General features: G+C 55.8%; 18 protein-coding genes. 7 read left to right on the top strand and 11 right to left on the bottom strand.

Going from position 1 to position 26,726, the window contains the following annotated elements; genetic code table 11:
• Nucleotides 1-103 precede the first annotated feature (103 nt).
• The 3 genes from SBL51_RS07685 to SBL51_RS07675 all read right to left on the bottom strand — a co-directional run bounded on the left by SBL51_RS07685 (nucleotide 104) and on the right by SBL51_RS07675 (nucleotide 3,520).
• Complete coding sequence (locus tag SBL51_RS07685) at nucleotides 104-1,834, bottom strand: sodium:solute symporter family protein (RefSeq protein ID WP_411860465.1); 1,731 nt, start codon at nucleotides 1,832-1,834, stop codon at nucleotides 104-106.
• 15 nt (nucleotides 1,835-1,849) lie between these two features.
• Complete coding sequence (locus SBL51_RS07680) at nucleotides 1,850-2,116, bottom strand: DUF4212 domain-containing protein (RefSeq protein ID WP_317930312.1); 267 nt, start codon at nucleotides 2,114-2,116, stop codon at nucleotides 1,850-1,852.
• A gap of 81 nt (nucleotides 2,117-2,197) precedes the next feature.
• Nucleotides 2,198-3,520 carry a DcaP family trimeric outer membrane transporter gene (locus tag SBL51_RS07675; RefSeq protein WP_317930311.1) on the bottom strand — a complete coding sequence of 441 codons (1,323 nt, stop codon included), beginning with the start codon at nucleotides 3,518-3,520 and terminating at the stop codon, nucleotides 2,198-2,200.
• 369 nt (nucleotides 3,521-3,889) lie between these two features.
• Here SBL51_RS07675 and acs point away from each other — a divergent pair, with 369 nt between their 5' ends.
• Together acs and SBL51_RS07665 are read left to right on the top strand one after the other, a co-directional pair.
• Complete coding sequence (gene acs, locus SBL51_RS07670) at nucleotides 3,890-5,851, top strand: acetate--CoA ligase (protein ID WP_317930310.1); 1,962 nt, start codon at nucleotides 3,890-3,892, stop codon at nucleotides 5,849-5,851.
• A gap of 299 nt (nucleotides 5,852-6,150) precedes the next feature.
• Nucleotides 6,151-6,828: a response regulator transcription factor gene (locus SBL51_RS07665; RefSeq protein WP_317930309.1), complete on the top strand. Its 678-nt coding sequence runs from the start codon at nucleotides 6,151-6,153 to the stop codon at nucleotides 6,826-6,828.
• Nucleotides 6,829-6,900: 72 nt separating this feature from the next.
• Here the strand turns inward: SBL51_RS07665 and SBL51_RS07660 are convergent, their stop codons facing one another.
• The 6 genes from SBL51_RS07660 to SBL51_RS07635 form a co-directional block, all read right to left on the bottom strand.
• Nucleotides 6,901-10,416: a PAS-domain containing protein gene (locus SBL51_RS07660; protein ID WP_317930308.1), complete on the bottom strand. Its 3,516-nt coding sequence runs from the start codon at nucleotides 10,414-10,416 to the stop codon at nucleotides 6,901-6,903.
• A 177-nt stretch (nucleotides 10,417-10,593) separates the two neighbouring features.
• On the bottom strand, nucleotides 10,594-11,397 hold the full coding sequence (locus SBL51_RS07655) for a universal stress protein (protein WP_317930307.1): 804 nt from the start codon (nucleotides 11,395-11,397) through the stop codon (nucleotides 10,594-10,596).
• 192 nt (nucleotides 11,398-11,589) lie between these two features.
• Nucleotides 11,590-12,744 (bottom strand): type III PLP-dependent enzyme, encoded by a 1,155-nt coding sequence (locus SBL51_RS07650; protein ID WP_317930306.1) that lies wholly within the window; start codon nucleotides 12,742-12,744, stop codon nucleotides 11,590-11,592.
• Nucleotides 12,745-12,811: 67 nt separating this feature from the next.
• A complete protein-coding gene (gene speE, locus SBL51_RS07645) occupies nucleotides 12,812-13,657 on the bottom strand; it encodes a polyamine aminopropyltransferase (protein WP_317930305.1) in 846 nt (281 codons plus the stop codon).
• Nucleotides 13,657-14,139 (bottom strand): adenosylmethionine decarboxylase, encoded by a 483-nt coding sequence (gene speD, locus SBL51_RS07640; protein ID WP_317930304.1) that lies wholly within the window; start codon nucleotides 14,137-14,139, stop codon nucleotides 13,657-13,659. Before speD ends, speE begins: the two co-directional genes overlap by 1 nt.
• Before the next feature lie 216 nt (nucleotides 14,140-14,355).
• Entirely contained in the window at nucleotides 14,356-17,862 is a 3,507-nt protein-coding gene (locus tag SBL51_RS07635; RefSeq protein WP_317930303.1) for an ATP-binding protein, read from the bottom strand.
• 359 nt (nucleotides 17,863-18,221) lie between these two features.
• On the opposite strand from SBL51_RS07635, the gene SBL51_RS07630 reads away from it, so the two are divergent.
• The 4 genes from SBL51_RS07630 (at nucleotide 18,222) to SBL51_RS07615 (ending at nucleotide 23,202) form a co-directional block, all read left to right on the top strand.
• A complete protein-coding gene (locus tag SBL51_RS07630) occupies nucleotides 18,222-19,526 on the top strand; it encodes an MFS transporter (protein ID WP_317930302.1) in 1,305 nt (434 codons plus the stop codon).
• A gap of 69 nt (nucleotides 19,527-19,595) precedes the next feature.
• Nucleotides 19,596-20,495, top strand: coding sequence for an alpha/beta hydrolase (locus SBL51_RS07625; RefSeq protein ID WP_317930301.1), 900 nt, complete (start codon nucleotides 19,596-19,598; stop codon nucleotides 20,493-20,495).
• Nucleotides 20,496-20,759: 264 nt separating this feature from the next.
• Nucleotides 20,760-21,707 (top strand): sulfotransferase, encoded by a 948-nt coding sequence (locus SBL51_RS07620; protein WP_317930300.1) that lies wholly within the window; start codon nucleotides 20,760-20,762, stop codon nucleotides 21,705-21,707.
• 391 nt (nucleotides 21,708-22,098) lie between these two features.
• The gene (locus SBL51_RS07615) at nucleotides 22,099-23,202 is read left to right on the top strand and encodes a glutathione S-transferase family protein (protein ID WP_317930299.1); all 1,104 of its coding nucleotides are present in this window, start codon (nucleotides 22,099-22,101) and stop codon (nucleotides 23,200-23,202) included.
• 234 nt (nucleotides 23,203-23,436) lie between these two features.
• Here SBL51_RS07615 and SBL51_RS07610 read toward each other — a convergent pair whose 3' ends face one another.
• Nucleotides 23,437-24,711 carry a C1 family peptidase gene (locus tag SBL51_RS07610; RefSeq protein WP_317930298.1) on the bottom strand — a complete coding sequence of 425 codons (1,275 nt, stop codon included), beginning with the start codon at nucleotides 24,709-24,711 and terminating at the stop codon, nucleotides 23,437-23,439.
• Between SBL51_RS07610 and SBL51_RS07605 the strand changes: the two genes are divergently transcribed.
• Nucleotides 24,701-25,807 carry an LPP20 family lipoprotein gene (locus tag SBL51_RS07605; protein ID WP_317930297.1) on the top strand — a complete coding sequence of 369 codons (1,107 nt, stop codon included), beginning with the start codon at nucleotides 24,701-24,703 and terminating at the stop codon, nucleotides 25,805-25,807. The two genes, SBL51_RS07610 and SBL51_RS07605, sit on opposite strands and share 11 nt — an antisense overlap.
• Nucleotides 25,808-25,824: 17 nt before the next feature.
• On the opposite strand, the gene SBL51_RS07600 is transcribed toward SBL51_RS07605, so the two are convergent.
• Entirely contained in the window at nucleotides 25,825-26,658 is an 834-nt protein-coding gene (locus SBL51_RS07600) for a hypothetical protein (RefSeq protein WP_317930296.1), read from the bottom strand.
• Nucleotides 26,659-26,726: the final 68 nt, after the last annotated feature.

Below are 26,726 nucleotides of genomic sequence, written 5' to 3'. Positions count from 1 at the left end.
GGTTCTCGAGCTGGTGTCGAGAACAAAAAAAATTGAGTTGTTTTTTGCTGCCACCGGCGTTTTGGTTAATGCCGGTGACAGCGTTTCAGTTAGTTAATGTTGCTTAGTGGTCGTGGGCATCGGCAACGCCGGTAGGTACACGAATATGTTCCACCAACTCCTGCACGCTCACCGGTGGTGCTGCGGTCAGCTTGGTAACAATCAGCGCAACGGCGAAGTTAACCAGCGCACCAACCGCACCAAAGGCGTTGGGCTCAATACCCAGGAACCAGTTGGGCTGCATGCTGCCCAGATACTCGGTACCGGGGATAAACATAATGCCTTTGTGCTGGAACACGTACAGTAGGGTAACGGTGATGCCCGCCACCATCCCAGAGATGGCACCCTCTTTACTGGCACGCTTGCTGAAGATACCCAGCATCAATGCCGGGAAGATCGACGAAGCGGCCAAGCCGAAGGCCAGGGCCACAGTACCGGCGGCAAAGCCCGGCGGATTAAAGCCCAAATAACCGGCACCGGCGATGGCCGCGGCCATGGCAATCCGGCTCGCCATCAGCTCATTCTTCTCGGAAATGTCGGGCATAAATACCCCTTTCAAGAGATCGTGCGAGATAGCCGAAGCAATCGCCAATAGCAGGCCGGCAGCGGTGGACAGCGCAGCGGCCAAACCACCGGCAGCCACCAGCGCAATTACCCAGTTGGGTAACTTGGCAATTTCCGGGTTGGCCAACACCATGATGTCGTTATCGATTTTCACCATCTCATTGGTGGTGGCATCGGAGCTGTACTGAATTCGGCCGTCACCATTTTTATCTTCAACCGCCAGCAAGCCGGTTTTTTCCCAGTTTTTGAACCACTGTGGGCGCTCGTCGTAGGCCAGGTACTGGCCGGGTGCGGGCTCAATGGTCTGCATCAGGTTAAAACGGGCCATACCGGCAACCGCAGGGGCAGTGGTGTAAAGAATGGCAATAAATACCAGTGCCCAACCAGCGGAAGAGCGGGCATCTTTCACCTTGGGTACAGTGAAGAAGCGAATGATCACGTGCGGCAGGCCCGCGGTACCAATCATCAGTGACAGGGTATAGACAAACATGTTTAATGTACTGCCCCTGACGCTCGTCGAATATTCCGCAAAGCCGAGTTCCGTCACCACCTGGTCGAGTTTGTCGAGCAGGTGGACATCTGTCCCGCTCAAGGTGCTACCCAAGCCCAGTTGTGGCAGTGGGTTACCGGTCAGGTGCAGGGAGATGAAAATGGCCGGAATGGTGTAGGCCAGAATCAACACACAGTACTGCGCAATCTGGGTATAGGTAATACCCTTCATACCACCCAATACCGCGTAGAAGAAGACGATCACCATACCGATCAACAGACCGGTTTCGTAACTCACTTCCAGGAAGCGGGAGAAGGCCACGCCAACACCTTTCATCTGGCCAATAACGTAGGTCGTTGAACAGATAATCAGGCAGATAACCGCCACCACACGTGCTTTGCGCGAGTAGAAACGATCGCCGATAAATTCCGGCACGGTAAATTTGCCGTATTTGCGCAGGTAAGGGGCCAGCAGCATGGCCAGAATTACAAAGCCACCGGTCCAACCCATTAAAAATACAGAGCCGCCGTAACCCATGAAGGCAATCAGACCCGCCATGGAGATAAACGATGCGGCCGACATCCAGTCAGCGGCGGTCGCCATGCCGTTGGCAACCGGATGCACGCCACCACCGGCAACGTAGAACTCTTTAGTGGAGCCGGCACGGGCCCACAAAGCGATACCAATGTACACCGCAAAAGAGAGGCCGACGACGATATAGGTTAATGTTCTTAATTCCATAATTGAGTACCCCGCCTACTCGTCATGTACGCCGTATTTACGGTCGAGTTGGCCCATTTTGCGGGCGTAATAGAAAATCAACACAACGAAGGTGTAGATCGAACCTTGTTGTGCGAACCAAAAGCCAAGCTTGTAGCCGCCTAGCGATATTTTGTTGAGGACATCCACCAACAAAATGCCGAACCCAAAAGAGACCACAAACCAGATAATGAATAAAATCAACACCAGTTTGAGGTTTTCCTTCCAGTAGGCTTTGGCATCATCTTCCGATTTAAAAGCCATTCTCTGTACCTCTCATTATTGTTGTTAAAAATTGATGCACTCACCCGGGAATGACGAGCAAGTGCACAGTTCCGCTGCCGGCTAGAAGACCCACTTGGCCATAAATTGCAGGCGTTGCAAATCACCGTCGGTACCGTTTTCCAATTCGCGCTCGGCGAAAATCACTTCAGCACCAAAGGTAAGTTTGGGGACCGGTGAGTAGAGTATGTTGGCGTTGGCGTTACTCACGGTTTTGGTAACTGCGCCGCCAGCGGAGCTGGGGTTGTCGGCGGTGCTGGTGGCGTAGGAGAAGGTACTGCGCCACTGTTCACTCCAGCTGTGTTGATAGGCAACAAAACCACCCAGGGTATCGACCAGATCAATACCGCCATCGGCTTCAATCACACCATCGCGGAAGGCGTTGAGGGCGATGTAGCGGCCGAGGGTGCCGTAGCTAAGTGACATTTTAATGTTGTCGCCGTTGCCAAATTTATACACACCGGAGAAGTTAGCCGCACCGGCCAGTTCGTCACTTTCGGAACCGGAACCGGTATCTTTGTAGGCGATTTCGCGCAGCATGCCGGCGAAGGAGTAGCTGAAGTCACCGGCACTACCGTTATAGCGGGCAACGACATCGGGCAGGCTGTTGTTATCGTACTGGTTACTGCTAAAACCGGCGCCACCGTCGTACAAACTGGTGGAGGGGTTTTCCAGAGAGAACATTAACGATTTGCCAGCCCCCAGCCCTTTGGTGAAGCGGACTTGTGTCTGCCGAATAAAGAGTGAGCCGGAGGTGGGGCCAACGAAGTCAATCGCTTCGGGCAGGGCGGCGGTATTAAAAAAAGTGGACCAGGTTTGGCCGGCGAGAATGGAGTCGCCTTCACCATAGTTGTATTGCAAAAAGGCGTGGCGCAGGCCGTTGCTGGATTGGTTGGTTAAACGCTCGTCGTTGCTCGCGTTAAAATCCATCTCTATATAAGAGGTTACGCTGCCATCGCCGGCTTTGGTGGTGGTTTTTAACCAGAATCGGCTGAACTTGGCATTGGCATCGAACACCGGGTCGCTGTCGTAATTGCCGTCGCCAACCGGAATAACCGACGGTACTAAAAAGTCGTCGCCGACGGAGGCAGAAGCGCGGTCGCCATCGGAGTACTCACTAAAAATAAAATCGGTTTTAATAAAACCGCCGTATTGGAAATGGGTGCCGGGTTTTACCTCGGGTCCCGATTTGGATTCGACCTTGGTTTTAAGGGCGTTGATTTCCGCTTCCAGGTCAGCGATTTTTTTACTGACATCATCCGCTGCAGCCAGGCCGGAACAGGTCGCACCGGCGGCGATAATCAGTGCCGGCAGAACTTTTTTGTAGGGAAGGGATTTGCTGAACAGCCGTGAAACAGACGCGTGCTCGTTGAATACTCGACTCATTGAGACTCTCCTATTGTTATCGTTTTTGAGTTAATTTTTATTTTCAAAGTACTGCAATGGCAGACTTTCTAACCATTTTTGTCGAGTCGAGACATTAGGCCTTAGTCGAACTTAGACCAAAGTCTAAGGGAACTTTTCCGCCATTATCGCCCAGCGATGACCAGGAAATCGGTGAGTGTATGACGAAGCGCGAGGGGAGGGTGGCGGCACAAACCGACCATATTGTTCTTTGGTCTAACCTGCGTTTAGACAAAGGTCTAATTATCAAACCAAAAAGCTTGGGTAACACTGTTGACAATAGTGCGGGCCCATGCGCCAAGAAGATTTCGAAAACTATAACAGGCCTGAGCCTTTACAGAGGGACTATCTATGAGCAGCAATTTGTATCCGGTTGCCGACCATGTTCGCGAACGCGCGCTGGTTTCCCCCGAGCAATACGAGGCGATGTACGAAGCCTCCATTAACCAGCCCGACGAGTTCTGGGCGGCGCAAGCCAAGCGCGTTGTTTGGCGCAAGCCCTTCAGTGTGGTGAAAGACACCTCCTTTGACAAAAACGATCTGCACATTCGTTGGTTCGCCGACGGTGAGTTGAACGTGACCGAGAGTTGTCTGGATCGTCACCTGGCCGAGAATGGCGACAAAATTGCCATCTACTGGGAGCCGGACAGCGAAGGCGGCGCCACTCGCAGCTACACCTATCAGCAGCTTTCCGATGCGGTTAACCGTGCCGCCAATGGCCTGAAGAGCCTGGGTGTGAAAAAAGGCGATGTGGTTACCGTCTACCTGCCCATGGTGCCAGAGCTCTCCATTACCATGCTGGCCTGTGCCCGCATTGGTGCCATTCACTCCGTGGTGTTTGGTGGCTTCTCGCCCGAGGCGATCGCCGGGCGCATTGAAGATGGCCACTCAAAAATTGTCGTTACCGCCGACCATGGTCTGCGCGCCGGCAAACACATTCCCCTGAAAGCCAATGTCGATAAAGCCATTGAGCACACCCCCGCCGGTTTGGTTGAGACCGTGGTGGTGCTGAAGCACACCGGTGAAAGCATCAACTGGCACAACGGCCGCGACCACGACTTTAATGAGTTGGTCTCCGGCCAGAGCAGCGACTGCCCGGCCGAGGTGATGAACGCCGAGGATCCGCTCTTTATTCTGTATACCTCTGGCTCTACCGGCAAACCCAAAGGGGTGTTACACACCACCGGCGGTTATCTGGTTTATACCTCGCTCTCCCACGAGTATGTATTCAACTACACGCCAGATCAGGTCTACTGGTGTATGGCTGATATCGGCTGGATCACCGGCCACAGCTATGCGGTTTATGGCCCGCTCAGTAACGCCGCCACCTGTGTTATGTACGAAGGGGTGCCCAACCACCCGGATAGCGGTCGCTTAGCGCGCATCATCGATAAATACCAGGTAAACATCCTTTATACCGCGCCGACGGCAATTCGCGCCCTGATGGCCCATGGCGATGAGCCGGTGGCGGGTGCTTCGCTGTCGTCGCTGTTGACCCTGGCCACCGCCGGTGAGCCGATCAACCCGGAAGCCTGGCGCTGGTTCCACGAAAAGTTCGGCCACGGCAACTGCCCAATTATGGATACTTGGTGGCAAACCGAAACCGGCGGCATGATGCTCACCCCCTTCCCCGGTGTGCACACCCTGAAGCCAGGTTCGGCCAACCGCCCCTTCTTTGGCATTAAACCGGCGCTGCTCGACAACGAAGGCAATGTGCTGGAGGGTGAGGCCTCTGGCAACCTGGTGATCACTGACTCCTGGCCATCACAGATGCGCACCATCTACGGTGACCACGAGCGCTTTATCGAAACCTACTTCTCCTCGTTTGCCGGTTGTTACTTCACCAGTGACGGTGCCAAGCGCGACGCCGATGGTGACTACTGGATCACCGGCCGCGTCGATGACGTGCTCAATGTCTCCGGCCACCGCCTGGGTACCGCTGAGATTGAGAGCGCCTTGGTCTCCCACGACTCCGTGGCCGAAGCCGCCGTGGTGGGCTACCCCCACGACATCAAAGGCCAGGGTATCTACGTCTACGTTACCCTCAATACCGGTATCGAACCGACGCCCGAGATGAAAAAACAGCTGATCGCCTGGGTGCGTGAGGATATTGGCCCCATCGCCACGCCTGACATCATTCAGTGGGCACCACAGCTGCCGAAGACCCGCTCCGGTAAGATCATGCGCCGCATTCTGCGCAAGATTGCCACCGACGAGTATGAAAACCTGGGTGATATCTCAACCTTGATGGATCCCGGCGTGGTACAGCACCTGATTGACGATCACAATCAGCTGAAAGCCAGTCATAGCTAAAGTTACACTTCTCCAAATCCCCCTAGCAAAAGCAGCCTTGGGCGGGCTCGACCTTGTGTCGAGCCCGTCGTTTTATTTGGTGAATAGCGGACTAAGTCTATATACTGCACAGGCTTTAGACGCTAGGTTTATGGCGGGTGCCCGTCACCTGCTCTATAACAATAACCGATAAACCACAGCCGCTACCGCAGCCGGGCTGTGAGTGGTCTAAGTGCTCCAGACAGCCGGTTCACCCCAAATAAGCAAAAATCTGTCGAGTGCTTGCTACTTACGCTGAGCTTATTTGGATAAGTGAGAACATGTCAGACAAGAGCGACTGCAACTGGCAAATTATTATTGCCGATGATCATCCCCTATTTCGTCACGCCTTAAAAAATTGCCTGCAGCAAAATTTTAGAGGGGCGCAAATTTTAGAGGCCGAGGATTTCGCCTCGCTAACACAGCTGCTAACCGAGCACAGTCAGGCCAATATTCTGCTGCTGGACTTACAGATGCCCGGCTGTGAGGGCTTCAGCGCCCTGTTGTACGCTATCTCTCAATACCCGCAAATCCCCGTTATGGTGGTCTCTGCCCACAGCGAGCCGGATATTATCCGCCGTTCCCTGGATCACGGTGCCGCCGGCTTTTTGCCGAAAAGTGCTGAGCTGGCTGAGATGACCGAAGCACTCACCACCGTGATTGAAGGCGGCCTTTGGCAGCCGGCGGATGTCTCTGGTGGCAGTGGGGTGAGCGCGTCGGAGGAGGCGGTGGCCACCGCCTTAAGTAAACTGACCCAGCAGCAGTTTCGGGTGGCGAGCATGGTCTACCAGGGGTTGCTCAACAAGCAGATCGCCGCTGAGTTGAATATCACCGAGGCCACCGTCAAAGCCCACATGACCGAGATCTTCCGCAAACTGGGTTTGAACTCCCGCACCCAGGTGGTGTTGGCCTTGGGACAGTTGGCGGTTAAACCGCAAAGTGTTGAGGCGTTTCGCTAACGGCCAGCTGCGCACCAGCCGCTCTTCCATCACCTGTCTTTTTAGATGCTGGCGCTAGCCTAGATTCTGGTGCTAGCGCAAAAGCTGGCGCATGAGTACCCGCAATGCCGCCGGTTGTACCGGCTTTTCCATAAATCGATAACCGCTTTCGATCACCTCCTGGCGCAGGCTTTCGGAGTTGTCGGCGCTGATAACCACGGCTTTGATCGGCTGCTCCCAGTGCAGAGAGAGGGCTTGCAGCACCTCCAGGCCGGTCTCCCGGTCGAGGTGGTAGTCGGCCAGGATGATGTTGGGCGGCTCGGGTTCGGTCCAGCGGTTGAGGCACTGGCCGAGGCTGCCCGCCACCTCCACCCGGCAGCCCCACTGCTCCAGCAGTGAACGCATGCCGGCGCGGATCGACTCCTCGTTGTCGATACAGAGCACCGTGGTATTGGCGAGCCGCGGGTCCACCGGTTTCGGGGTGGGCAGCTCGGCCTGGGCCTGGCCCAGTGGCACGGTGATGCGGAACACCGAGCCGTGCCCCAGGCACGACTGCATACCGATGGGGTGGCCGAGCAGGTCGGCCATGTGTTTGGCGATCGCCAACCCCAACCCCAGCCCCTGAGCGCTGTTTTGGCGGTTGCCGGGCAGCCGTTCAAACTCGACAAAAATCTTCTCTCGATCTTGTTCGGCAATGCCCGGGCCTGTGTCCCACACCTCGATCACCAGCGCCCCCTGCTTGCGTCGGCAGCCCAGCAACACCTTGCCGGTCACCGTATAACGCAGGGCGTTGCTGATGAAATTCTGTGCCACCCGGCGCAACATTTTCGGGTCGGAGTGGAGCCAGACATCGGCCTCCACCCAGCGGAAGGAGAGCCCCGCTTCGCTGGCCAGGGCCTCGGCCTCGCGCGCTAAGGGTTCCAGAATCTGATTGACGTTGAAGTGGCAGCGCTGGGGTTGCTCGCGGCCGGAGCTTAATCGGGAGATTTCGCGCAGGCTGCTGATCAGCTCCTCGGTGGCCGCCAGGGCGTTGTCGAGGTAGTGCACATCGTCACAGATCTTGCGGTCGTCGGGCAGGTCGAGGCGTTGCAGCTTCTCGGCCACAGCGGTGACAAACAGGCGCGCGGCGTTGACCGGTTGCAGCAGGTCGTGGCTGGCGGCGGCGATAAAGCGGCTGCGGCTGGCGTGTACCGCCTGCAGTTCGGCCTCTACCTTGGCGCGCAGACGGTTCTCTTTCTGCAGGGTCTCATTCAGTTCAGTGAGCGCCCGGGTACGGCTGGTGACCCGCTCCTCCAGGTGCAGTTTCGACTCCTCCAGCTGCGCCAGAATGCGGTGGTGATCGGTGATGTCGGTGTAGGTGGTGACGTAGCCGCCATTGGACAGCGGGGTGCCGCGAATCTCCAGTACCAGGCCATCGGGCAGCACCCGGGTGAGGTTGTAAGGCTGGCCGGAACTCAGGTTTTCCAGGCGCCGGTGAATGGCCACTTCGGGTAGCTCGCCGCGCAGATTGAGAAAGCCGCGCTCGGCATTGAAGCGGTAGATGGTTTCGATTTTACAGCCGACGTAGAGCAGCCGCTGGGGGTATTTAAAGAGGTTCTGGTATTTCAGATTCCAGGCCACCAGGCGCAGTTCGTCGTCCACCACACTGATCCCCTGGGTTATGTTCTCCAGGGTGGTTTGCAGCAGTGTGTGGCTGAACTGCAGCTGGCGGGAACTGCCGCTCACCAGATTGACAAAGTCCTGAATCTGCAACGGTTGCTGGCGGGCCAGCAGGCCGATAGCCCGGTGCGCGGAGATAGCCCCCATCACCGCCGCCAGGTGCGACTCCACCGTCTGCACGACAAAGCGCGGGGCTTTATCGTGGGGCAGCAGGCGATGGCCCATCTGGTTCTCCAGCTGCTGCCAGAGCTCATGGGCCCGCTCCCGGCCAAACAGAGGGTTGGCCAGATTCTGCAGCTGCTGCACCTCGATATCGGACGGCTCCATATTGCGCCCGGCCAGGGGGCTGGAGCCCTTCAGCAGGGTGAACAGGTCCGCTTGGCGCTGCTCGAGCACGCTCTGATCCCCCCGCCGGGAGAACCAATAGAAGGCGGCCGCGTTCAGCCCCAGGCTCCACAGCACGCCGTGGCTGAGCGGGTCGAGGAAGCCGGTGCCGAACAGATTGTGCGGCGACAGCCAGTCGATACCCCAGGGGCCAGCCGCCACCAGCGGGTGTTCAGCGGTAACCAGGTTGGGCAGCAACAGGCAGTAGCCCCACAGCGCCGAGCCGAGCAGCAGGCCGACCAGCACCCCCTTGGCGCCGGCTCGATACCAGTAGAGCCCGCCAAGCAGGGCGGGCACCACCTGCACCGCCGCGGCAAAGGAGGTGAGGCCGAGGGAGGCGAGGTTGCGGCTGTCGGCAAAGCTCTGTTCCAGCAGCCAGCCGAGCAGCAGAATCAGGATAATGGCGAGCCGGCGCATCATGGTCAGCGCCTTGGCCAGATCCCGGGGTTGCAGCCAGCCGCGCGAGCTGGCCCACAGCCAGGTGGGCACGATCAATTCGTTGGAGACCATAATCGACAGCGCCACGGTGGCCACCACCACCATGCCGGTGGCGGCCGAAACGGTGCCGAGGAAGGTCAGCGCCAGAGTCCACTGGGAGCCGGTCCACTGGGGCAGAATCAACACGTAACTGTCGGCCGGCAGGTTGAGCCCGGTGAGCAGACGGGCGGCGGCAAAAGCGATGGGCAAAGCCAGCAGGCCAAAGGCGATCAGATAGAGTGGTACCAGCCAGCGGGCCAGACGGGCATCGCTCTGACGGCGATACTCCACCACCATCACATGGAACTGGCGGGGCAGCACGATAAATGCACAGGCGGCAACAAAGGCCTGGGTAATAAATTCCGGGGCCAGGAACTGCTGCCAGCGCAGATTGGGCAGGGCGTCGGAGTTCACCAGCTCAGAGGTCGGCTCCAACGTGCCCGGGCCGGCGAGCAGCTTCCAGGCGAGCACCGCCACCGCCGCGAAGGCGAGCAGCTTCACCGCCGATTCGGTGGCAACGGCGGTGATCACCCCCTTCAACCCCTTGGGGTCGTTGCTGACCCGGGTGCCAAACAGAATGGAGAACCAGGCCATTACCAGGGCGGTAAAAAAGCTGGTGTACTCGCCCATCTGCTGGTGTTGCAGATCGAAGTGAATGGTTGACCAGGCCATCACCACCGCGCGCAACTGCAGAGCGATATAGGGCAGGGTGCCGACAATCATCATCACGGTGACAATCGCCGCCAGCCACTGATTTTTGCCATAGCGCGAACCGATAAAGTCGGCCACCGAGGTGATGCGATTGCGCCGGGCGATCACCAGCAGCCGACGCAGCACTGGCCAGCCAAAGACAAACATCAGAATGGGGCCCAGGTAGATGGGCAGAAACAGCCAGCCACGGGTAATGGCGGTACCGACGGCACCGAGGAAGGTCCAGGAGCTGCAGTAGACGCCAATAGAGAGGGCGTAGATCAGTGGCCGCCAGCCACTGGCTTGCAGTTGGGCGCTGTAGCGGTCAGCCAGCCAGGCCACGGCAAACAGCAGTCCGGCGTAGGCGCAAACCAGCAGTAGGAAGATTTGGTTACTCAAGTAGTCGGTGCCAGTTGGGACTGAGCCCTGAACGAAGTCGGGATAGGCTCCGGCAAGCCTCCGTGCCCCACACGCAGGTGAGGGTTATTGTTATTTCCAAGGCCTGTGTCTGTTGCGCGGCGGCGGAACAGGCGCGCCCCGGTGGCAGGCCAGCGGTGGCCACCGCTGGCCATCGGATCAGACCACCACGTACATGTTGTGTTTGATGTTGTTTAAAATCTCGGCCAGTTTGCGGCCCCGCAGCGCGGCGCGAATACCGGAGCGACGGGTGGCCCCCAAAATGATGGTGTCGGGTTTCAGTTCGGCGGAGATCTCGCGCAGCGCCTCGTCGGGTGAACCCTGGGCCAGGTGCAGATTCTCGTTGGGAATATCCAGCGCGCGTCCCAGGCGGCCGCGGTCGGGGTAGTCCATGGAGGAGGGGTAGGCGTAGGCGATGTGCAGCTGCGCGCCGTAGATCTTGGCCAGAGTGCGACCGGTGCTGAGCATGCGTTGGTTGAGATCGGTCAGTTTTTCGTCGCTGATATCGATGGCCACCAGAATGTTTTTGCAGGCGGGGGTATCGGCTGAGGAGATCAGGCTTACGGGGATTGGCGAGTTGCGCAGCAGGTGCCAGAACTCATCGCTGAAGTCGCGGTTGCTGTCGGCCCCGGGGTGGGAAACCATAATGGAGTCGGCGCCCAGTTGTTGCGCGTTGTAGATCAGGCTGTCGGCCCAGTTGTTACTCCAGGAGACCCGCACACTGGTGGCCAGGCCGGCGGCGTTCAACGGCGCGACCAGCTGTTCAAAGTAGGTTTTGTCGCGATAGAGGGCTTCGTTATCGGCGCTGGTGTCGTGGTTGCCGGGGTCGATACCCACCAGCAGGTTCAAAGTCGGGCTGTATTCTTCCAAATGGAGAGATGCCACATTGGTCGACAACTCCAAGGCCAACTGCTTGGACTTGGTTGGGTCGACTGCGACAAGAATTTTCTTTTCAAGTGTCATTGGGTATCTCCGCTCTTATGGTTAATGCTCGATCCAGCTTAATGATGGGCAGTGGCATGACTTTGATCTGCCACAATCAACATGGCATAAGCGCTTGATTCTAAACAACCTGAGCCCCGCTTGTCACTTTTGTACTCGCTTATTTACGCCAGTGGTGGGGCGCGCTTGCCGGGCACCCTGCAGGGCCGCTAGTCAGGCGCTCTCTGTCACCACCACCCGGGCGCGCGGAAAGAGATTAAAGTCGGTGGCCGAGGCGTTGGTGTAGGCCCCCATCACCCTGCCCACGACAATGTCGCCAATCTCAAGCGGTGGCAGGGCAACCTGCTCGGCCACCACATCAATACTGTCACAGGTGGGCCCGGCCAGGGTCGACGGCAGGCGCTTGGCATCATCACTAAACACCTCCAGTGGGTAGGTGGCGTGGTCGTAGATGCGGCCGCTGAACAGGTCGTAAACACCGTCGTCCAGGTAGTACCAGGGGCCACCCGGCCGTTCGGCGGTGCCGATTACCGTGGTGATGGCGGTGCCGGCCTCGGCCACCAGAAAACGGCCCGGCTCGGCCAGCACGGTGAAGTGCGGCGGCAGTGCCGCCAGCGCCGCCCGCAACGGCTGGCAGAAGTCGGTGATGGTGGGGGTGTCGACTCCGTAGGGGACGGGAAAGCCACCACCGATATCCAAAATGGAGAAGGGGCGTTCATGGCGGCGGTTGTAGTCGAGCATCAACTCGGCACAGCGGGCAATGGCCAGCTGGTGGTTTTCCGGGCTTAGGCACTGGGAGCCGGCGTGGAAGGAGAGCCCTTTCACATGCAGCCCCAAAGCATCGGCCTGTTCCGCCAGGGCCACCACCTGCTCGGGGGTGCAGCCGAACTTACGGGAGAGATCCACCGGCGAGTCGGGGTTGGGAAAGCTGACCCGCAGCAGCAGGCCGACGCGCTTGCGGTAGGGGCTGAACTTGGCGATCTCGGAGAGGTTGTCGACCACAAAGGTGGTGCAGCCAAAGCGCAGGGCATCGCGGATATCCTGGTCGCGCTTGATGGGGTGGGTGTGGATGCAGCGTTCAGGACTGACCCGCTCGGCCTTGAGCAGATCGATCTCGCCGGAGGTGGCGATATCAAAACCGCTGCCGAGGGCGGCCAGAGTGCTCAGTACACTCGGGTGCGGGTTGGCCTTAATGGCAAAGTAGAGTTTCACGCCGGGCAGTGCCGCGGTCAGTGCCTGGTAGCGCTGCCGGATGATGTCGGGGTCGAGTACCAGCAGTGGCGAACCATGGCGGGCAAGCAGGGCGCGCAGGGGCTCGCTGTCGGCCTGACTGCGCACCACCACGGGCGGCGCGGGGAGAGAGTCCATGGCGGGCGCCACCTCCTCAGTTGCCGGTGGCCATGGCCTGCCTCGGGGCGGCCCTGGTCCGGCGCTCTTACTTGAGTTGGTCTGCCAGGTAGGGTGGCAGGGCGAAAGCTCCCAGGTGTACATCCGGGGTGTAGTAGCGGGTGGTGATCGCCGCATCGGCAAAGCGCTGTTGCAAGGTGGCGCGGTCAACCTGGCGCAGTTGCAGGTTATCCGTGGCCCAGGCGAAGGCCATAACACCGCCGACGTAGGTGGGCACCGCCGCCGTGTAGAAGGTGTGGTCGGCAAAGTGCTGGCTTTGGCGCTTGAAGGTATTCACCAACTCATCCGGCTGCAAAAACGGCACACCATTCTGGGTGACCAGCACACCACCGGGCGTCAGGCAGCGTTTGCACTGGGCGTAGAAATCCTGGGTGAAGAGAACCTCGCCGGGGCCGATGGGGTCGGTGCTGTCGGAGATGATAACGTCGAACTGCTGGTCGGTTTCGGCCACAAAGCGGGCGCCGTCGTTAATCACCAGGGTAAAGCGTGGGTCATCAAAGGCGCCGGCGCTGTGGTTGGGCAGGTGCGTGCGCGCCATCTCCACCACCGCTTCGTCGATCTCAACCATCACGATCTCTTCCACGCCCGGGTGTTTGCACACCTCGCGCAGCATGCCGCCATCGCCGCCGCCGATAATCAGCACGCGCTTGGCGTTGCCGTGGGCAAAGAGGGGAATGTGGGTGAGCGATTCGTGGTAGATGAATTCGTCGGCTTCGGTGGTTTGGATAATGCCGTCGAGGGCCATTACCCGGCCCCAGAGGGCATTTTTAAAGATCACCAGGTGCTGCTGGCCGGTGTTGGCCTCGAACAGCACCTCGTCCATGGAAAACGACTGTTGCCAGGCGTCGTACAGGGTTTCGTTGTAACGTTTCATTAGTCCCGGATTACCCCGCGCAGCTGTTCATTGACTTCAATCCGGCTTGGAAAGAAAGCGCGTTTCAGTTCAATGATGGCCAGCTCGGGTTTGGCGTCACCACACATAAAGACGTCGAAGGCGGCGTATTCGCGCTCCGGCCAGGTGTGCACACTGATGTGTGACTCGGCCAGTACGGCTACGCCGGAGATGCCATCGGGGGCGAAGTGGTGCAGGTGAATGTGCAACAGGGTGGCACCGCAGACCTCAACACAACGACGCATTGCATTTTCCATGCGCTGCATGTCGTCCAGGTACTTGGCGCCCCATAAATCGATAATCAGGTGTGAACCAGCGAAAGTAACGCCGTCTCGAGTGATAAAGTGATCTTTATCGTCAGAAGCAGTAATGATTTGGGTGACCTGGTCAGAGACTACAGGCTCATTACCACAAGATGATCCGCCAAAAGCGGTTGGTACGAGGGCATCAACGGCACTTCGCATCAAAGCAATCCTCCGGTTCGCAGTGGACTATGTCTGTCAGCCACCACCGCTTTCTACCTTCTGGGCTTGAACGATGGTGCTTTAGTGGACTCGCATAAAATAGTTTCAGTTGTGAAAGGAGCGCCGATTGTATCGATTTTTAGCTGCGGTGCAACAAAAAAACCGCGCAGCAACAAATATTTAATACCCAGTTCAAAAATCGATGTGAGGAGAGCGTCAGGCGCGTTTTTCCGCAATTTCCCGGTGTAGCGATTGCAGCAGTTGTTGATGCAGTTGGCCCAGGCGGGTGGTGGCCTGGGCCAACTGTTCGGCGTTGCTGTGGTAGGCCTGTTGTTCGATGGCGGCACAGAGATTGGCGAGGGCGGTGGCGCCGATGGTGGCGCATACGCCTTTCAGTGTGTGGACGTGCTGGCGCAGCGCCTGGTAGTCGCCCCGCTGCTGGGCGCTGCGAATCCGATCGACATCGTTGGGGCTGCTTTCAACAAATTTCTGCAGTACCGCACAGAGCCGCTCCTGGCTGTTGCCCACCAGGTTGAGCAGCGACTGCTGATTCCAGAGGGCGTCGTTGCTCTCTGGCGTGGCCACCGGCGCGGCGGCAGAGGCGTTGTCACTGGCTTGTTCCGCAACCGTGGCCGAGGGTTCGGCTGAGAGCCACTGCTCCGCTTTGGCGAGCAGGGTAAAGTGGTCAATGGGTTTGCTCAGGTAGTCGTTCATGCCGGCCGCCAGGCACTTCTCCCGGTCGCCGCTCAAGGCGCCGGCGGTGACGGCAATAATCGGCAGGCGCTTGCCTTTGGGGCCGGCGATGCCACCGCGCAACAGCCGGCTGGCCTCAAAGCCGTCCATCTCCGGCATCTGGCAATCCATCAATACCAGGTCGGCGGCGTCACCGCTGTAATCGCCAAAGCGAATGCGCTCAATCGCCTCCTTGCCGTTTTGAGCGTACACCAGATGGGCGCCGGCGGTTTCCAGAATGCCGCCCACCACCTCTCGATGCAGGACGTTGTCGTCGACCACCATAACGGTTTTGCCACTGAGGTTGGTTGGGTTATCCGGCTCGGCCGGCTGTTGCCGCCGATGGTCGGCGGCAAACCAGCCGGAGAGGGCCTGCTCCATATTGACCAGTGTCAGCGGTTTACTGACCAGCTGCACATGCTCGAACCGGCTGAATTCGTTGGCCAGGGATTCACCGGTGCTAAGGTTTTCGGTAATCAGCAGGTAACCGGGCTCCTCCCGCTGGCCGTGGCCCTCCAGGCTCTCGCGAAACAGCTGGCGGTAGCGCGCCAGTAGATCGCTGTCGACGATCAGCAGGTCGCAGTCGAGGCGCGGCAGCAGAGCTTGCTCGGTGAGGCGATCGATGGTGGCCACCACCTGCGGTTGCGCGCCCCACTGTTGCAGCAGTTTGGCCAGGGCGTTGGCGGCCAGTGCGCTGTTCTGTACGATGGTGACGGTTTTGCCGCTAAGGTTGATCAGCGGCGGTTCCGACCAGGCGCTCGCCAGCGGCTGTATGGGCAGCTCCAGAGTGAAGCAGCTGCCGTTGCCCTCGTGGCTGGTGGCCTTGATGGTGCCGCCGAGCAGGTCGCACAGTTGTTTGGTAATCACCAGCCCCAGGCCAGTGCCGCGCTTGCTGGCCTGAGTGGAGGTGGGTGAGGGCAGGGCAAACAGCTGCGCCATCATCTCCGTTGGTATGCCGATACCGGTATCCTGCACGGCGATATCGAGCCAGACATCCCGGGGAGAGAGCTCCCGCGTGCTGGCCACCACACAGATCTGGCCGCGTTTGGTAAAGCGCACGGCGTTGCTGATGACGTTGTTGAGAATCTGGCGCAGGCGGTTGGGGTCGCTGGCGACCAGGTTGTGGGCAATACCGGCGGCGTCGACGACAAACTCCAGCCCCTTGGCCTGGGCATGAATCGCCTGTGCGCAGCAGACCGAATGCAGCAGCCGCTTCAGCTCAAACTCCACCTGTTTCAACTCCAGCTTGCCCGCTTCGATGGCCGAGAAATCCAAGACATCGTCGAGCAGATCGGTGAGCGATTTCACACTCGACTCGGCCAGCTCCAGATAGCTGGCCTGGCGCAGGCTCAGGGGTTGTTGCCGAATCAGATTGAGCAGGCCGAACAGACTTTTCAGGGGGGAGCGGATTTCGTGGCTCATGTCGGCCAGGTAGCGGCTTTTGGTGCGGGTGGAGGCGATCGCCTGGTCGCGTACCTGGCTCAGCTCGTAGGTGCGTTCTGCCACCTCCGCCTCCAGCTCGTTGCTCAGGTTTTGCAGGGCGCGGTGGTTGGAACGCTCCTCGCTCAGATCGTGAATAATCACCGCCACATGGCTGATTTTGCCCTTGGCGCCGGGGATGCCGGTGAGGCTGATGGAAACCTCCACATTGCCGCTGGCCGAGCGCAGGTAACTGGTGGTCAGGCGGCCGGCGGTACCACCATTGCTGATATCGCCGAGCAGCCGCTGGTACTGGGGCAGGTCGGCGGCCGGCAGCAGCCACTGGCCGAAGTTTTGGCTCTGGGCGTCCTGCTCGTTAAAGCCGAGCAGCTCAATGGCGGCGCGGTTCCATTCGCGGATAATGCCGGAGGGGTCGAGGATGGCAATGGCATCGGCGGAACAGTTAATCACCGCCTGATAGTGGGCCTGGGCATTGAGCATCGCCCGTTGGTTGATGACCACGCGATGGTAGAGCAGGGTGATAGCCAGAGCGATCAGATAAAACAGTACGACAAACGCCGCGTTCTGGGTGAAGCGGCTCCACAGCAGGCCATTGAAGGCGCCGGTGTTGAGCATCTCCACCAGGTAGAGCTGCTCCAGGTTGGGGGCGCTGCCCAAAGTGAAGGTGGTCGCCAGGTAGCGGCTGTGGTCGCGGGTGTCCTGCCAGTGACGCTGATCGAAAGTGGGCAGCTCCTCGCCGTACTCATTTTGCCAAGTGTAGGGTTGGCCCATCTCAAACCGGAAACGTTTGCTGGGGTTGGGGTGAATTAAAAAATCCCCCTGTTGGTTGAGCAGATAAAAGGTGCCGTGGGGCAGATTGCTTTGCAGCTGCTGCATTAACGGCTCGGCACGGTAGTTGATAACCACCAGGCCAAACAGCCGGTTGCTGTTATCGAACACGCCCAGTGCGGCCCGGTAGGTGGACCACACGGGGATATCCAACTGGCCGTGTTCGCGGTTGAAGTTGATCGGGCTTAAGTAGATGGAATCTTTGTCGAGCTGGCTGGCGTTCTGAAAATAGTCGCGGTGGGCTTTGGTCTGCATCTCTTCCGGGCTGGCCACGGTAATCCGCTGATAGCGGTTATCGACGCGCACCAGCTCGAGGCCGTTGTTGGCCATGCCAATCAGGCGCAGCTGGGCGATCTCCGGGTGGCTGGCGAGGTAGGCGCTGAAGATGGTTTGCAGGCGCAGGTACCACTGGTTGAGTTCGGTACCGTCGAAGGGGTCCAGCCCCTGGTGTTGGGTGGCGCGAACAATGCCGTCGATGGGGGGCAGTTCGCGCAGGAAGTGGATCTGATTGCGAATGCTGACCACCTGGTTTTCCAACAGCCGGTGCTTATCGCCCAGGTCATCCTCGAAGTAGGTGTAGAGCTCGCGCGAGACATCGCTTCTGGCCTTTTGGTGAATGGCATACAACGCCACCGCCAACAACAGGCCACTGGCCAGCACCAGATAGAGCAATTTGCCCTGGCTCTGACGGCGCAGCAGTGAGCGGTATAAATCCGATGACATAGCGAAAAGATTCTGAGTGAACCGAGCCGGGCGGCAACACCACCGACGAGCCCGTGGCTACGGCGGCAGGAATAATTTCAACTATAGATCAGTAAACCGATGCCCTTGTTGGATCGCGCGCCAGTGTGTGGCTTCATCGGGGGTTTCTGGCAAGATTGGCACATGGCTCTACCAATCCGTTGGAGGGTGGGGATTGTGAGCCACTGCCATTCGGCAGTAGCCCTCTATTTAGTGTGGCCAATCAATGGCTTAGGCGACCCAAAACCGGGGCTGTGCGAAGCCAGTCGGTGCCGATAATGGCTACTGTAATAACATCTGCCAATGGTAATGTGATTCGAAGAGACTCATAAGGAAACAGCGTGCAACAGCGAAGAGAAGCAATCTACCAGTGGTTAGCGGGCGAAGAGGATATGCGGATTTGTGCCGATATTGATGAGCGCGCCTGCCGGGTTGTGCCCGGTAACTTTCTGTTGATGCTGGTGGCCCAGGTGGCGAACAAGCTGGCCGATACTCTGGCCAGCGCCAAATTGATTATGCCCTGGCTAATGACCAGTGCCGGTGTACCGGCCTTTTACAGCGGCCTGCTGGTGCCCATTCGCGAGTCGGGCTCCATGTTGCCACAGTTGGCGATAGCGTCCGCCATTCGTCACTACCCGGTGCGCAAGGGCTTTTTTGCCCTCTCCTGCCTGTTGCAGGCACTGGCTCTGTTGGGCATCGCCTGGGTGGCCCTGGCCGCCAGCGGCCACACCGCCGGCTGGCTGATTGTGGCGCTGCTGGCGCTGGTGAGCCTGGCACGCGGGCTGGCCTCCATCGCCTCCAAGGATGTGCTGGGTAAAACCGTACCGAAAAGGCGGCGTGGTCTGCTCAATGGCTACTGCGCCGCCGTGGCCGGAGTGCTCACCTTCGGCCTCGGTATCGCCCTGCTGCTGGGGGTGCAACGGCTGGGCCCGGTGATGGTGTGGCTGCTGTTGGCCGCCGCCCTCTGCCTGTTTATTGCCGGGCTGATATTTACCCGCATTGAAGAGTACCCAGGGGCCGTGGAGGGTGGCCGCAATGGCCTGCGTGAAGCCATGGCCAGCATCGGCCTGCTCGCCACCGACGCCGACTTTCGCCGTTTCTTAACAGCGCGGGCACTGCTGATGAGCTCCGCTCTGTGCGCTCCGTTTCTGGTGGTGTTGGCCACCCGGGCCGCGGCCGGGGATAACCCCCTGTTTGGCTTGGGAGAGCTGGTCATCTGCAGTGGCCTGGCCAGTGCCTTAAGCGGTGTGGTGTGGGGGCGCTGGTCCGACAGCAACGCCCGACAGGTGTTGATTGCCGTTGCCCTGGGCACGGCACTGGTGTGTGCGCTGGCGGCGCTGGCGGCCATTAAGGGTGCCCCGGCATTAGTTATCGCCCTGCTCTATTTTCTGTTATCGATCCTGCACGAAGGGGTGCGCGTGGCCCGGAAAACCTATGTGCTGGATCTGGCCGGTGGCGGTAAACGCACCGACTATGTGGCGGTGGGCAACAGCGTGATTGGTGGGCTGTTGCTGCTGGTGGGGCTGTTGAGCGCGCTGCTGGCCAACCTCTCATTAACCTGGGTGTTTAGCGTCTTTACCGCCATGGCGTTGCTGGCCGCTTGGCAGTGCTGGCGCCTGGTGGATGTCTCCGCAGCGGCGGAGTAGCCGGCAAAAAATATCGCATTTAGCGCCATCCGCCGTTAAGCTGAATCGAATTAATTCAAATTAAGTAGTATGACAGCATCCAATCAAACCCGAGCCGACGGCTCTCTGCCGTACCAAATTCCCGCCGATGCCCCCGAGTGGTTTGTCGAGAACCTCAACCAGCCAGGTGAGAGCCACCGCTTGGCGGTGGCGTGGGGCGAGGTCCATTTCCTGGCCTGGAACTGGCAGCGCGAGGAGCTACCGGTATTACTGCTGGTGCACGGTTTTGCCGGCCATGCCCGCTGGTGGAGTTACTTGGCCCCCTTCTTTGCCGACCGCTACCGAGTGGCCTCTATCGACCTGCCTGGCATGGGCGACAGCGACGGCCCGGCGCAATACTCCGATGACTGTTTTGCACTGGGCATTGTGCGCATCATCGAGGCCTATCAGCTAAAGAATGTGACCCTGATCGGCCACAGCTTTGGCGGTGCCCAGACTATGCGCAGCCTGGCCATGCAGCCCGACTACATTGCGCACGGGATCATCGTCGATACCGTGGTGCGCTTCCCGCCGGAAAATGAGATTCGCTTAATCGAACCCCGCACAAGCCATAAACTCAGGCCCAATCAGGCCGCCTGTATTAACGACTTCCGGTTAATGCCCGATCAGCCCGCGGCCATCCCGGCACTGTTGCATCACATCGCCTACCACTCCTGTGAGGGCGACGAGCACGGCTGGCATTGGAAGTTTGATCCGCGCCTGCAAAATTATGGCGAGATACTCGACGTGGCACCACTGCAATCGATCACCGCCAAAGTGGATCTGATCTACGGTGAATGCAGCCTCTTTGCCACCGACAATCGCCCGCAAAAAATTCTGCAGCTGTTCCCCAATCACGGCCGTTTAATAATGGTGCCGGAGGCCTACCATCACCTGATGCTGGATCATCCGTTGCCGCTGGTGGACGCCATCAACGCACTCTTGGCTTAACGCCTGAATGCCCATACTTACGTGGTGGTTTAGCCAGGGTATAAACGGTTGGCTATGGTGTAGGGGTGGTCGCAACCGCAATTGTTTTGACCATACCCCTTCTGTATACTCAGGCGTTCGTTAAAGCACCACAGGACGGTGGTTGTGGCCTAGGTAACAGGCCAACCCGCAATACCCAAACCTCACGCCGCTGCTATATTCCTTGTGAACGAGGATCACCAGCGAAAACGTGCCATGTAAACGGAACTACACCAGGACTAAGGTATGACAGGAATTGAACCCAGCTTTTTTGTGGTCGGCTCAGTTAGGGTGGGCAGTACCTTACTTCGCTTATTGATTGGGCATCATTCCAAAATTTGTGCCTGCGATGAGATGGAGTACATCCTCTCCGGCATCGAGATGGACAAGGCCGGCAAGAGTGCCCGACAATACGCCGACTTCCTCGCATGCCATCGCGTTTTTCTGAAGTATCAACTCGATACTCCCGCCCCCACCAATTTCAAAGCAATGGCCGAAAACATCGTTGCCAGTTTAGCGGCAAAGGATGGTCGTGGTCTGCAAGGTGGCGCTGTGCACAATGACTTTGCTCACCTCGCTGATGTCTGGCCAAACGCAAAATATATCTTCCTCGACCGCGATCCGCGTGACGTCGCTAAGTCTGTGATGAATATGGGCTGGGCCGGTACCGGTTGGCGAGCCGCCGACTATTGGCTTAAGTCAAAAGAGAACTGGAAAAAGCTCTGCACCGTCGTTAAGCCGGAAAACCGTTTGGAGCTGCGTTTTGAAGATCTGATCGCCAACACGGAAACCGAACTGACCAAAGTGTGTGAGTTTCTTGGTGTTGAATACGAACCGACCATGGTTGAGATTGAAGGCGATACCAGTTACAAACGTCCCAACGCAGCCGAAGCCTCCTCCTGGGAGAAAAAAGCCAACCCGAGATTTGTCGCCGAAGTAGAAACCAAAATTGGTAAGCCGGCGATACTGGCCTCTGGCTACAAAGTGAGTGACAACCCCGCCATCAGCACCAGCCTGTTCGCGCGAGTAGTGTTAAAGCTTAAAGACAGCTGGATCTGCACGCGCTACAGAATATCCCTGTACGGCTTCAGGCTCTGGTTGGATAGCGTTTTGGCACGGCGGACCGGCTTTTCTTCCTGGCAGAATTCAGTGCAAATCAGAATGAACGCCATTAACGTTACCCGTCTTAAATAATTGTAAGCGCTAAGCCGCCCATAAAATTCAGCCAACACTATGAAGTTCAGGTTGCAGCCAATGCGCCTGAGTTTCATCAGTAGCTTGTTAACCTCGCTCGGGTGTTCACCCTAACTCCACGCATCTGCGCCTGAGCTTCTTGCTTGGGCCTAATCCAAAGGCCACAAAATTAGCAATAACGAGAGGCCGATAACCTGATCGTTGTTAACCAGTTGGGCAATAAACAAAAAAATCACCCCTCCCCAGAAAAGTGACAGATGCGCTCGCACGGAAGAGTGCGGTCTACTATGCGCCTTAGTGGCCGGCCAGAAACATAAATGGTCGTTTTGGTTGCTAGTACCCATAAGGATAATATTGAGCCGCCAATCAAACGCGGTAACCAGGGAGAACAATGATGAGAGAACAGGTTTTAGTGGGTGCTGAAGTATCACTGTATACCGGCAAGCTGCGCTGTTACCTGCGCTACAAACAAATTCCCTTCAAACAGCTGTTAGCCACGCAAGAGGTTTATAAAACGGTCATTATTCCCAGAACCGGCGTACGCTATATTCCCATTCTCATTACCGACGACGACTTCGCTCTGCAAGATACTACCGAAATTATCGACTTCCTGGAAAACCGCTACCCGACCATGAGCGTTTATCCCGAGTCACCGCTGCAACATCTGATCGCGTTACTACTGGAGATCTACGGTGATGAGTGGTTGGTAATACCGGCCATGCACTACCGCTGGAACTATGCGGAAAACCGCGAATTTGCCTGGCAGGAGTTTGGCTACACCGCAATACCCAATGCCACCCGGGACGAGCAATACCAACTGGGCAAAAAGCTGGCCGAGCCGTTTGCCGGTGCGCTGCCCATGCTGGGCGTAACAGACGAGGCCATTGGGGCAATCGAACAGAGTTACCTGGCGTTATTAACCGACCTCAATAATCACTTTAAAGAGCACGCCTTCCTGCTGGGGGGTATTCCATGCATTGCTGACTTTGGCTTAATAGGGCCGCTCTACGCCCATCTCTACCGCGACCCATGCTCCAAACGCCTGCTGGGTAACCACGCACCTTACGTCGCTGAGTGGGTTAGCAAAATGGTGGCTGGCGGCTGCCGTTCCGGTCGCCTCCTGCCCGGTGACCAGGTGCCGGCCACGCTTTGGCGAGTACTGCAGCGTATGTTCAGCGAGCAGGGACCGGTCATCGAGCAAACACTGAAACAGGTAAAAGAGTGGGCTGCGAACCACAACGAGCGTGAAATTCCCAGAGCAGTAGGCTCCGCCACTTTTAATCTGGCAGGCCAGGAATTTAAACGCCTAACCTTTCCCTACATGCAGTGGATGTGGCAGCGGGCTGCAGATTATTACCAGCAGCTCAACACAGCGGAGAGAAAAAGCGTAGACGCCGCAATGGTATATATCCCTGGCGCAATCGACCTATTGAACAATCCGATAGCGGTGCGGCTGGAGAGAGTTAAAAACCGGTTGTTGGTGATGAATAAATAGTTTGTGGGTTGACTGGTTATTGGAATGTTAGTCTCTCTAGGTCGGTGTCGCTAGATTTTCGTGAGGTGTTTTAATAGGTTCTAGTCATAATGTTTTACATGGGTTTCTATTGAAAAAGTTACATTTATAGCTGAATTATGGAAGGGAAAATAGATAAAATATTTAGGGTCGCTGTTGGCGATTTATCTACATTTTATCTACATTTTATCTATTTTACTTTGCAGAATTAAATGGTTAGCTATCAATGCCTATAGCTTGTACGGAAGTCAAAATGCTGCCTCGGTTATTGTCGGTTTTGTTGCGTATTACATTCGCTTCAAACCATTTTTTAGTGATGCAAGTATGTCCCCCGACTCCCCAACCGACTCCCCAACTATTCGCAGTGATTAGACAATAATCACCTTCCGCTGACCAAAATTTTTCTGGTAACTTAATAAACCCAACAAATAAAATTGCATGGCCTCCCGCGTGTTGATCAGTGCCTTTTAGCTTGCTGTCAGGATCTTCGAGTTGAAGTAGTCCGCCTGCTGTATAGAAGCTCTTTGGTAGATAAATCCCTGCGGCAACTGGACGGTTGTTGGCAAGCTCATCTATTACTCGGTCAACTGTTAAATTTCTGAATACCTGTTTTGCTCTAAAAAATCCCTTGTACTTGAGGCAGGACGTCAGTGGGGTGTAGGTGAAGTTGTTGTCATTTTTATAGGGTATGTAAGGGCAGCTTGATTCCAACCTTATGGCAGACTCTGTATTGTCAATGGTGGATCGATAAAAACCTAGGTCAAAATTTGATCCTTCACTATTTGAGTTTTTAGTGCACGCAGTTGTATTACAGTCCGGTTTGCTTATCCAATAAAAGTGCTGCTCCGATAGGTCGAATTTTTGTCGGCGAATCTCGTCATTCTGGTTTAAGATGGATTCTATGGCCCTTATTCCTGCAAAAGCTGCACAGGTGCCCCTACGTTTTTGGTCTCGAATGGGGTTGTCGAGAGAATAAGGAATAAAGTGAAGATCGCCGGGCTTTAAGTTGTCAATTTTGAACATGGCGTCAGAGGTAACGCTTTCGGGTATTTGGTTAACACTGCCGGACAACGTTTGTTCTAGATTTACAGTTGTTTCGGCATATTTATCGATTTCCTTTGTGTATATCTCTTTTTGCTCGTTCCAACGTTTTACTGTTTTCTCAAATTCTTCATTCCAGGCTTGGGTTGTATCGTTAAATTCTTTTTCAAATCCTTCAGATATATCGTTGAAACTACCATTTTCGAAATCTATATCATCGTTGAAGAAGTCGTCTTCGTTCCAAATATCGTTCTTGTTATTATTTTTTTCAGATTTTCTCTCAGGTCTACTGTATTCGAGGCCGATATCTTTATATAGGGCGGTTAGGATAAACTCGCCATATTGCCCTGTTCTGTTCTCGAGGTTATTATTTTCTGCTTGAACAAGTGTGTCTGAAATCGCTGTCTGCCAAAATGTCAGGGCTAACACGGTTATGTATATGCGTAACATAATATTTATCGATCCAAAAAATAGATGTTTGTCTGTGTGTTCAGTCATTGTTTTCAGTGTTGAGACAAAAGGGATAGGTTTAAGTATGGGAAATTTTCATGTTCTGCGCCGTCAACTCAGGTTTAATATAAAACGGATTTTATACTTACTGGTATTGTTTCTATTGCCTATGCCGGTAATGGCTATACCAGCCTGGGTGTCCTCTCCGCCATCAGATACTGCTGAAACGGTTTTTGGTATCGGTGTTGGTGATACCTTTAATTCAGCTAAGACTAGTGCGCTAGCAGATTTAGCTGGAAAGATTAACACTAAAGTGAAAGAGTCTGTCGAATCGCAAATGGTTCAAACGGCTATGGATGTAGATTCCTATTTCAAAGTCAGTAGTCAATTACAAGTAGATCCAACAAACCTCAGCCACTTTCAGGTTCTTAAAAGTAGTGAGGAGGGAACAGCCTTCTGGGTTCTGGTGCAGCTTGATAAAAAGGCTATGGCGATTGAATTATCGAGGAGGTGGGATAGGCTCAACACTTCTAATCGCAATGCCATGGATGAATTAGAACGTCAATCTGATATTGAACGTTTAATTCAAGCACATGTGTTGCTCGATCAAGTTAAAAGACTGCAGCTGTTACTTGCACAGCTAGGATATGCTGATCAGTCTGCTGAGACTAGAACTCACTTCGATAGATATCAATCCTATATAAACAAAATCAATGAAATCAGGGCAAATGGCAGGGTTGTTTTAGTTTCAATGCCAGATGACACACCCATTACTAATTTATTTGCTGGTATTCTTTCTGCCCGCGGACTTCACGTGTTGCGGGTTGGTGAGAATCAGGCACAGCCTGACTCGCTAATACAGCTATTTATAGAGCATACAGAGAGTCAAGATGACCGGAATGCCTATGTTTCGATAATCACTCTGACCGTGGTCACTATGGGTAAAAACCAGCAACTTGGTTCGAATACATATACTGTTAGTGCTCGTAGTTATGACGGTTTTGATGATGCCTTAAAAAAATCGCTACATGCACTTAAATTCAAAATGAATAACCGTAACTTGTCAGAAATTCTAAACATAAATATTGCCAGTTAATAAGGCTTCTCTGGAAATTAGAATGATGTTACAAACTTAGATGAATCGGGTGGGAGCTCTATTTTATTTGCCTTGGAGTATTCCAAGATAGAGTTGCCAGTGTCTAAGATATTCTTGGTGTAATCAGGTCCGCCGGATCCTAATATTCCTAACAGGTTTGCTGCTTTTCCTGGGCCTTGTGCGCAAGTTAGGCTGCTGGAAAATTTATCCATAACGCTGTTATTGGTAGAGGCGTTTTCTTTACAATCTTTGGCTGCATTTGTTGCTTTGGTGGCGTAGGCTCTCGCATCTTCCAATATCTGGCTGGTGGTGTGTGATCCAGCCAGATAGGTGCCAGCACCCAAAGAAAAATTCTTACGTTGTTCAGGTTTTAACTCGTCTACTTGAGCTGTGGCCTTTATGATTTCATTGCTCGCTGTTTCGGAATAACTACGATGCTTTTTGATCTCCTTTTTGCTTAGGCTTGTACCGCTTAACAATATTTTTTTCTCTTTCGTCAATGTTTCTGTTACTTCCTTCAACTCTAATGCTTCTGCCAAGCAAAGTTGAGAGCGATTAAGCAAGATAGAGGCGGTGGTGTAAGATTGCATTAATTCCTGGGCGGAAGCGGAGAGGTCATCGACAGTATCTTGTAACTCTTCAGTCTTGATATAGCTATCCATAAAGCTCAAGACGTTTTGAAATGTGAAGGTGTCACAGCTTGGATCTGTTACTAAGGGCTCATCTGCCCATAATGGTTTGGTGTTGTCACCTGCAGGCGCAAATTTATCTAAAATTCCAGCATTTGCCATATTACTAACAGTTAATGCAATAGCGGTGCAGAGTAATAGCGATATTTTTTTATCGTGCATAAGTAACTCCTTTTGCCGACAGATTTTATTGATGCTTGTGATAGTAATTGTTGTTCTACAGGTGGGTC

Origin of the sequence: Halioxenophilus sp. WMMB6 (assembly GCF_033283405.1) — a bacterium.
Taxonomy (GTDB): Bacteria; Pseudomonadota; Gammaproteobacteria; order Pseudomonadales; family Cellvibrionaceae; genus Halioxenophilus.
This window is presented reverse-complemented; position numbering and strand designations above follow the sequence as displayed.

Excerpts from the sequence above, each read along its gene's own strand:
- SBL51_RS07665 (WP_317930309.1), top strand. The coding sequence starts at position 6,151 with ATGTCAGACAAGAGCGACTGCAACTGGCAAATTATTATTGCCGATGAT.
- SBL51_RS07620 (WP_317930300.1), top strand. The coding sequence starts at position 20,760 with ATGACAGGAATTGAACCCAGCTTTTTTGTGGTCGGCTCAGTTAGGGTG.
- SBL51_RS07615 (WP_317930299.1), top strand. The coding sequence starts at position 22,099 with ATGATGAGAGAACAGGTTTTAGTGGGTGCTGAAGTATCACTGTATACC.
- SBL51_RS07600 (WP_317930296.1), bottom strand. The coding sequence starts at position 26,658 with ATGCACGATAAAAAAATATCGCTATTACTCTGCACCGCTATTGCATTA.
- speE (WP_317930305.1), bottom strand. The coding sequence starts at position 13,657 with ATGAAACGTTACAACGAAACCCTGTACGACGCCTGGCAACAGTCGTTT.
- SBL51_RS07680 (WP_317930312.1), bottom strand. The coding sequence starts at position 2,116 with ATGGCTTTTAAATCGGAAGATGATGCCAAAGCCTACTGGAAGGAAAAC.
- SBL51_RS07625 (WP_317930301.1), top strand. The coding sequence starts at position 19,596 with ATGACAGCATCCAATCAAACCCGAGCCGACGGCTCTCTGCCGTACCAA.
- SBL51_RS07685 (WP_411860465.1), bottom strand. The coding sequence starts at position 1,834 with ATGGAATTAAGAACATTAACCTATATCGTCGTCGGCCTCTCTTTTGCG.
- SBL51_RS07650 (WP_317930306.1), bottom strand. The coding sequence starts at position 12,744 with ATGGACTCTCTCCCCGCGCCGCCCGTGGTGGTGCGCAGTCAGGCCGAC.
- speD (WP_317930304.1), bottom strand. The coding sequence starts at position 14,139 with ATGCGAAGTGCCGTTGATGCCCTCGTACCAACCGCTTTTGGCGGATCA.
- SBL51_RS07610 (WP_317930298.1), bottom strand. The coding sequence starts at position 24,711 with ATGTTACGCATATACATAACCGTGTTAGCCCTGACATTTTGGCAGACA.
- SBL51_RS07675 (WP_317930311.1), bottom strand. The coding sequence starts at position 3,520 with ATGAGTCGAGTATTCAACGAGCACGCGTCTGTTTCACGGCTGTTCAGC.
- SBL51_RS07605 (WP_317930297.1), top strand. The coding sequence starts at position 24,701 with ATGCGTAACATAATATTTATCGATCCAAAAAATAGATGTTTGTCTGTG.
- acs (WP_317930310.1), top strand. The coding sequence starts at position 3,890 with ATGAGCAGCAATTTGTATCCGGTTGCCGACCATGTTCGCGAACGCGCG.
- SBL51_RS07655 (WP_317930307.1), bottom strand. The coding sequence starts at position 11,397 with ATGACACTTGAAAAGAAAATTCTTGTCGCAGTCGACCCAACCAAGTCC.
- SBL51_RS07635 (WP_317930303.1), bottom strand. The coding sequence starts at position 17,862 with ATGTCATCGGATTTATACCGCTCACTGCTGCGCCGTCAGAGCCAGGGC.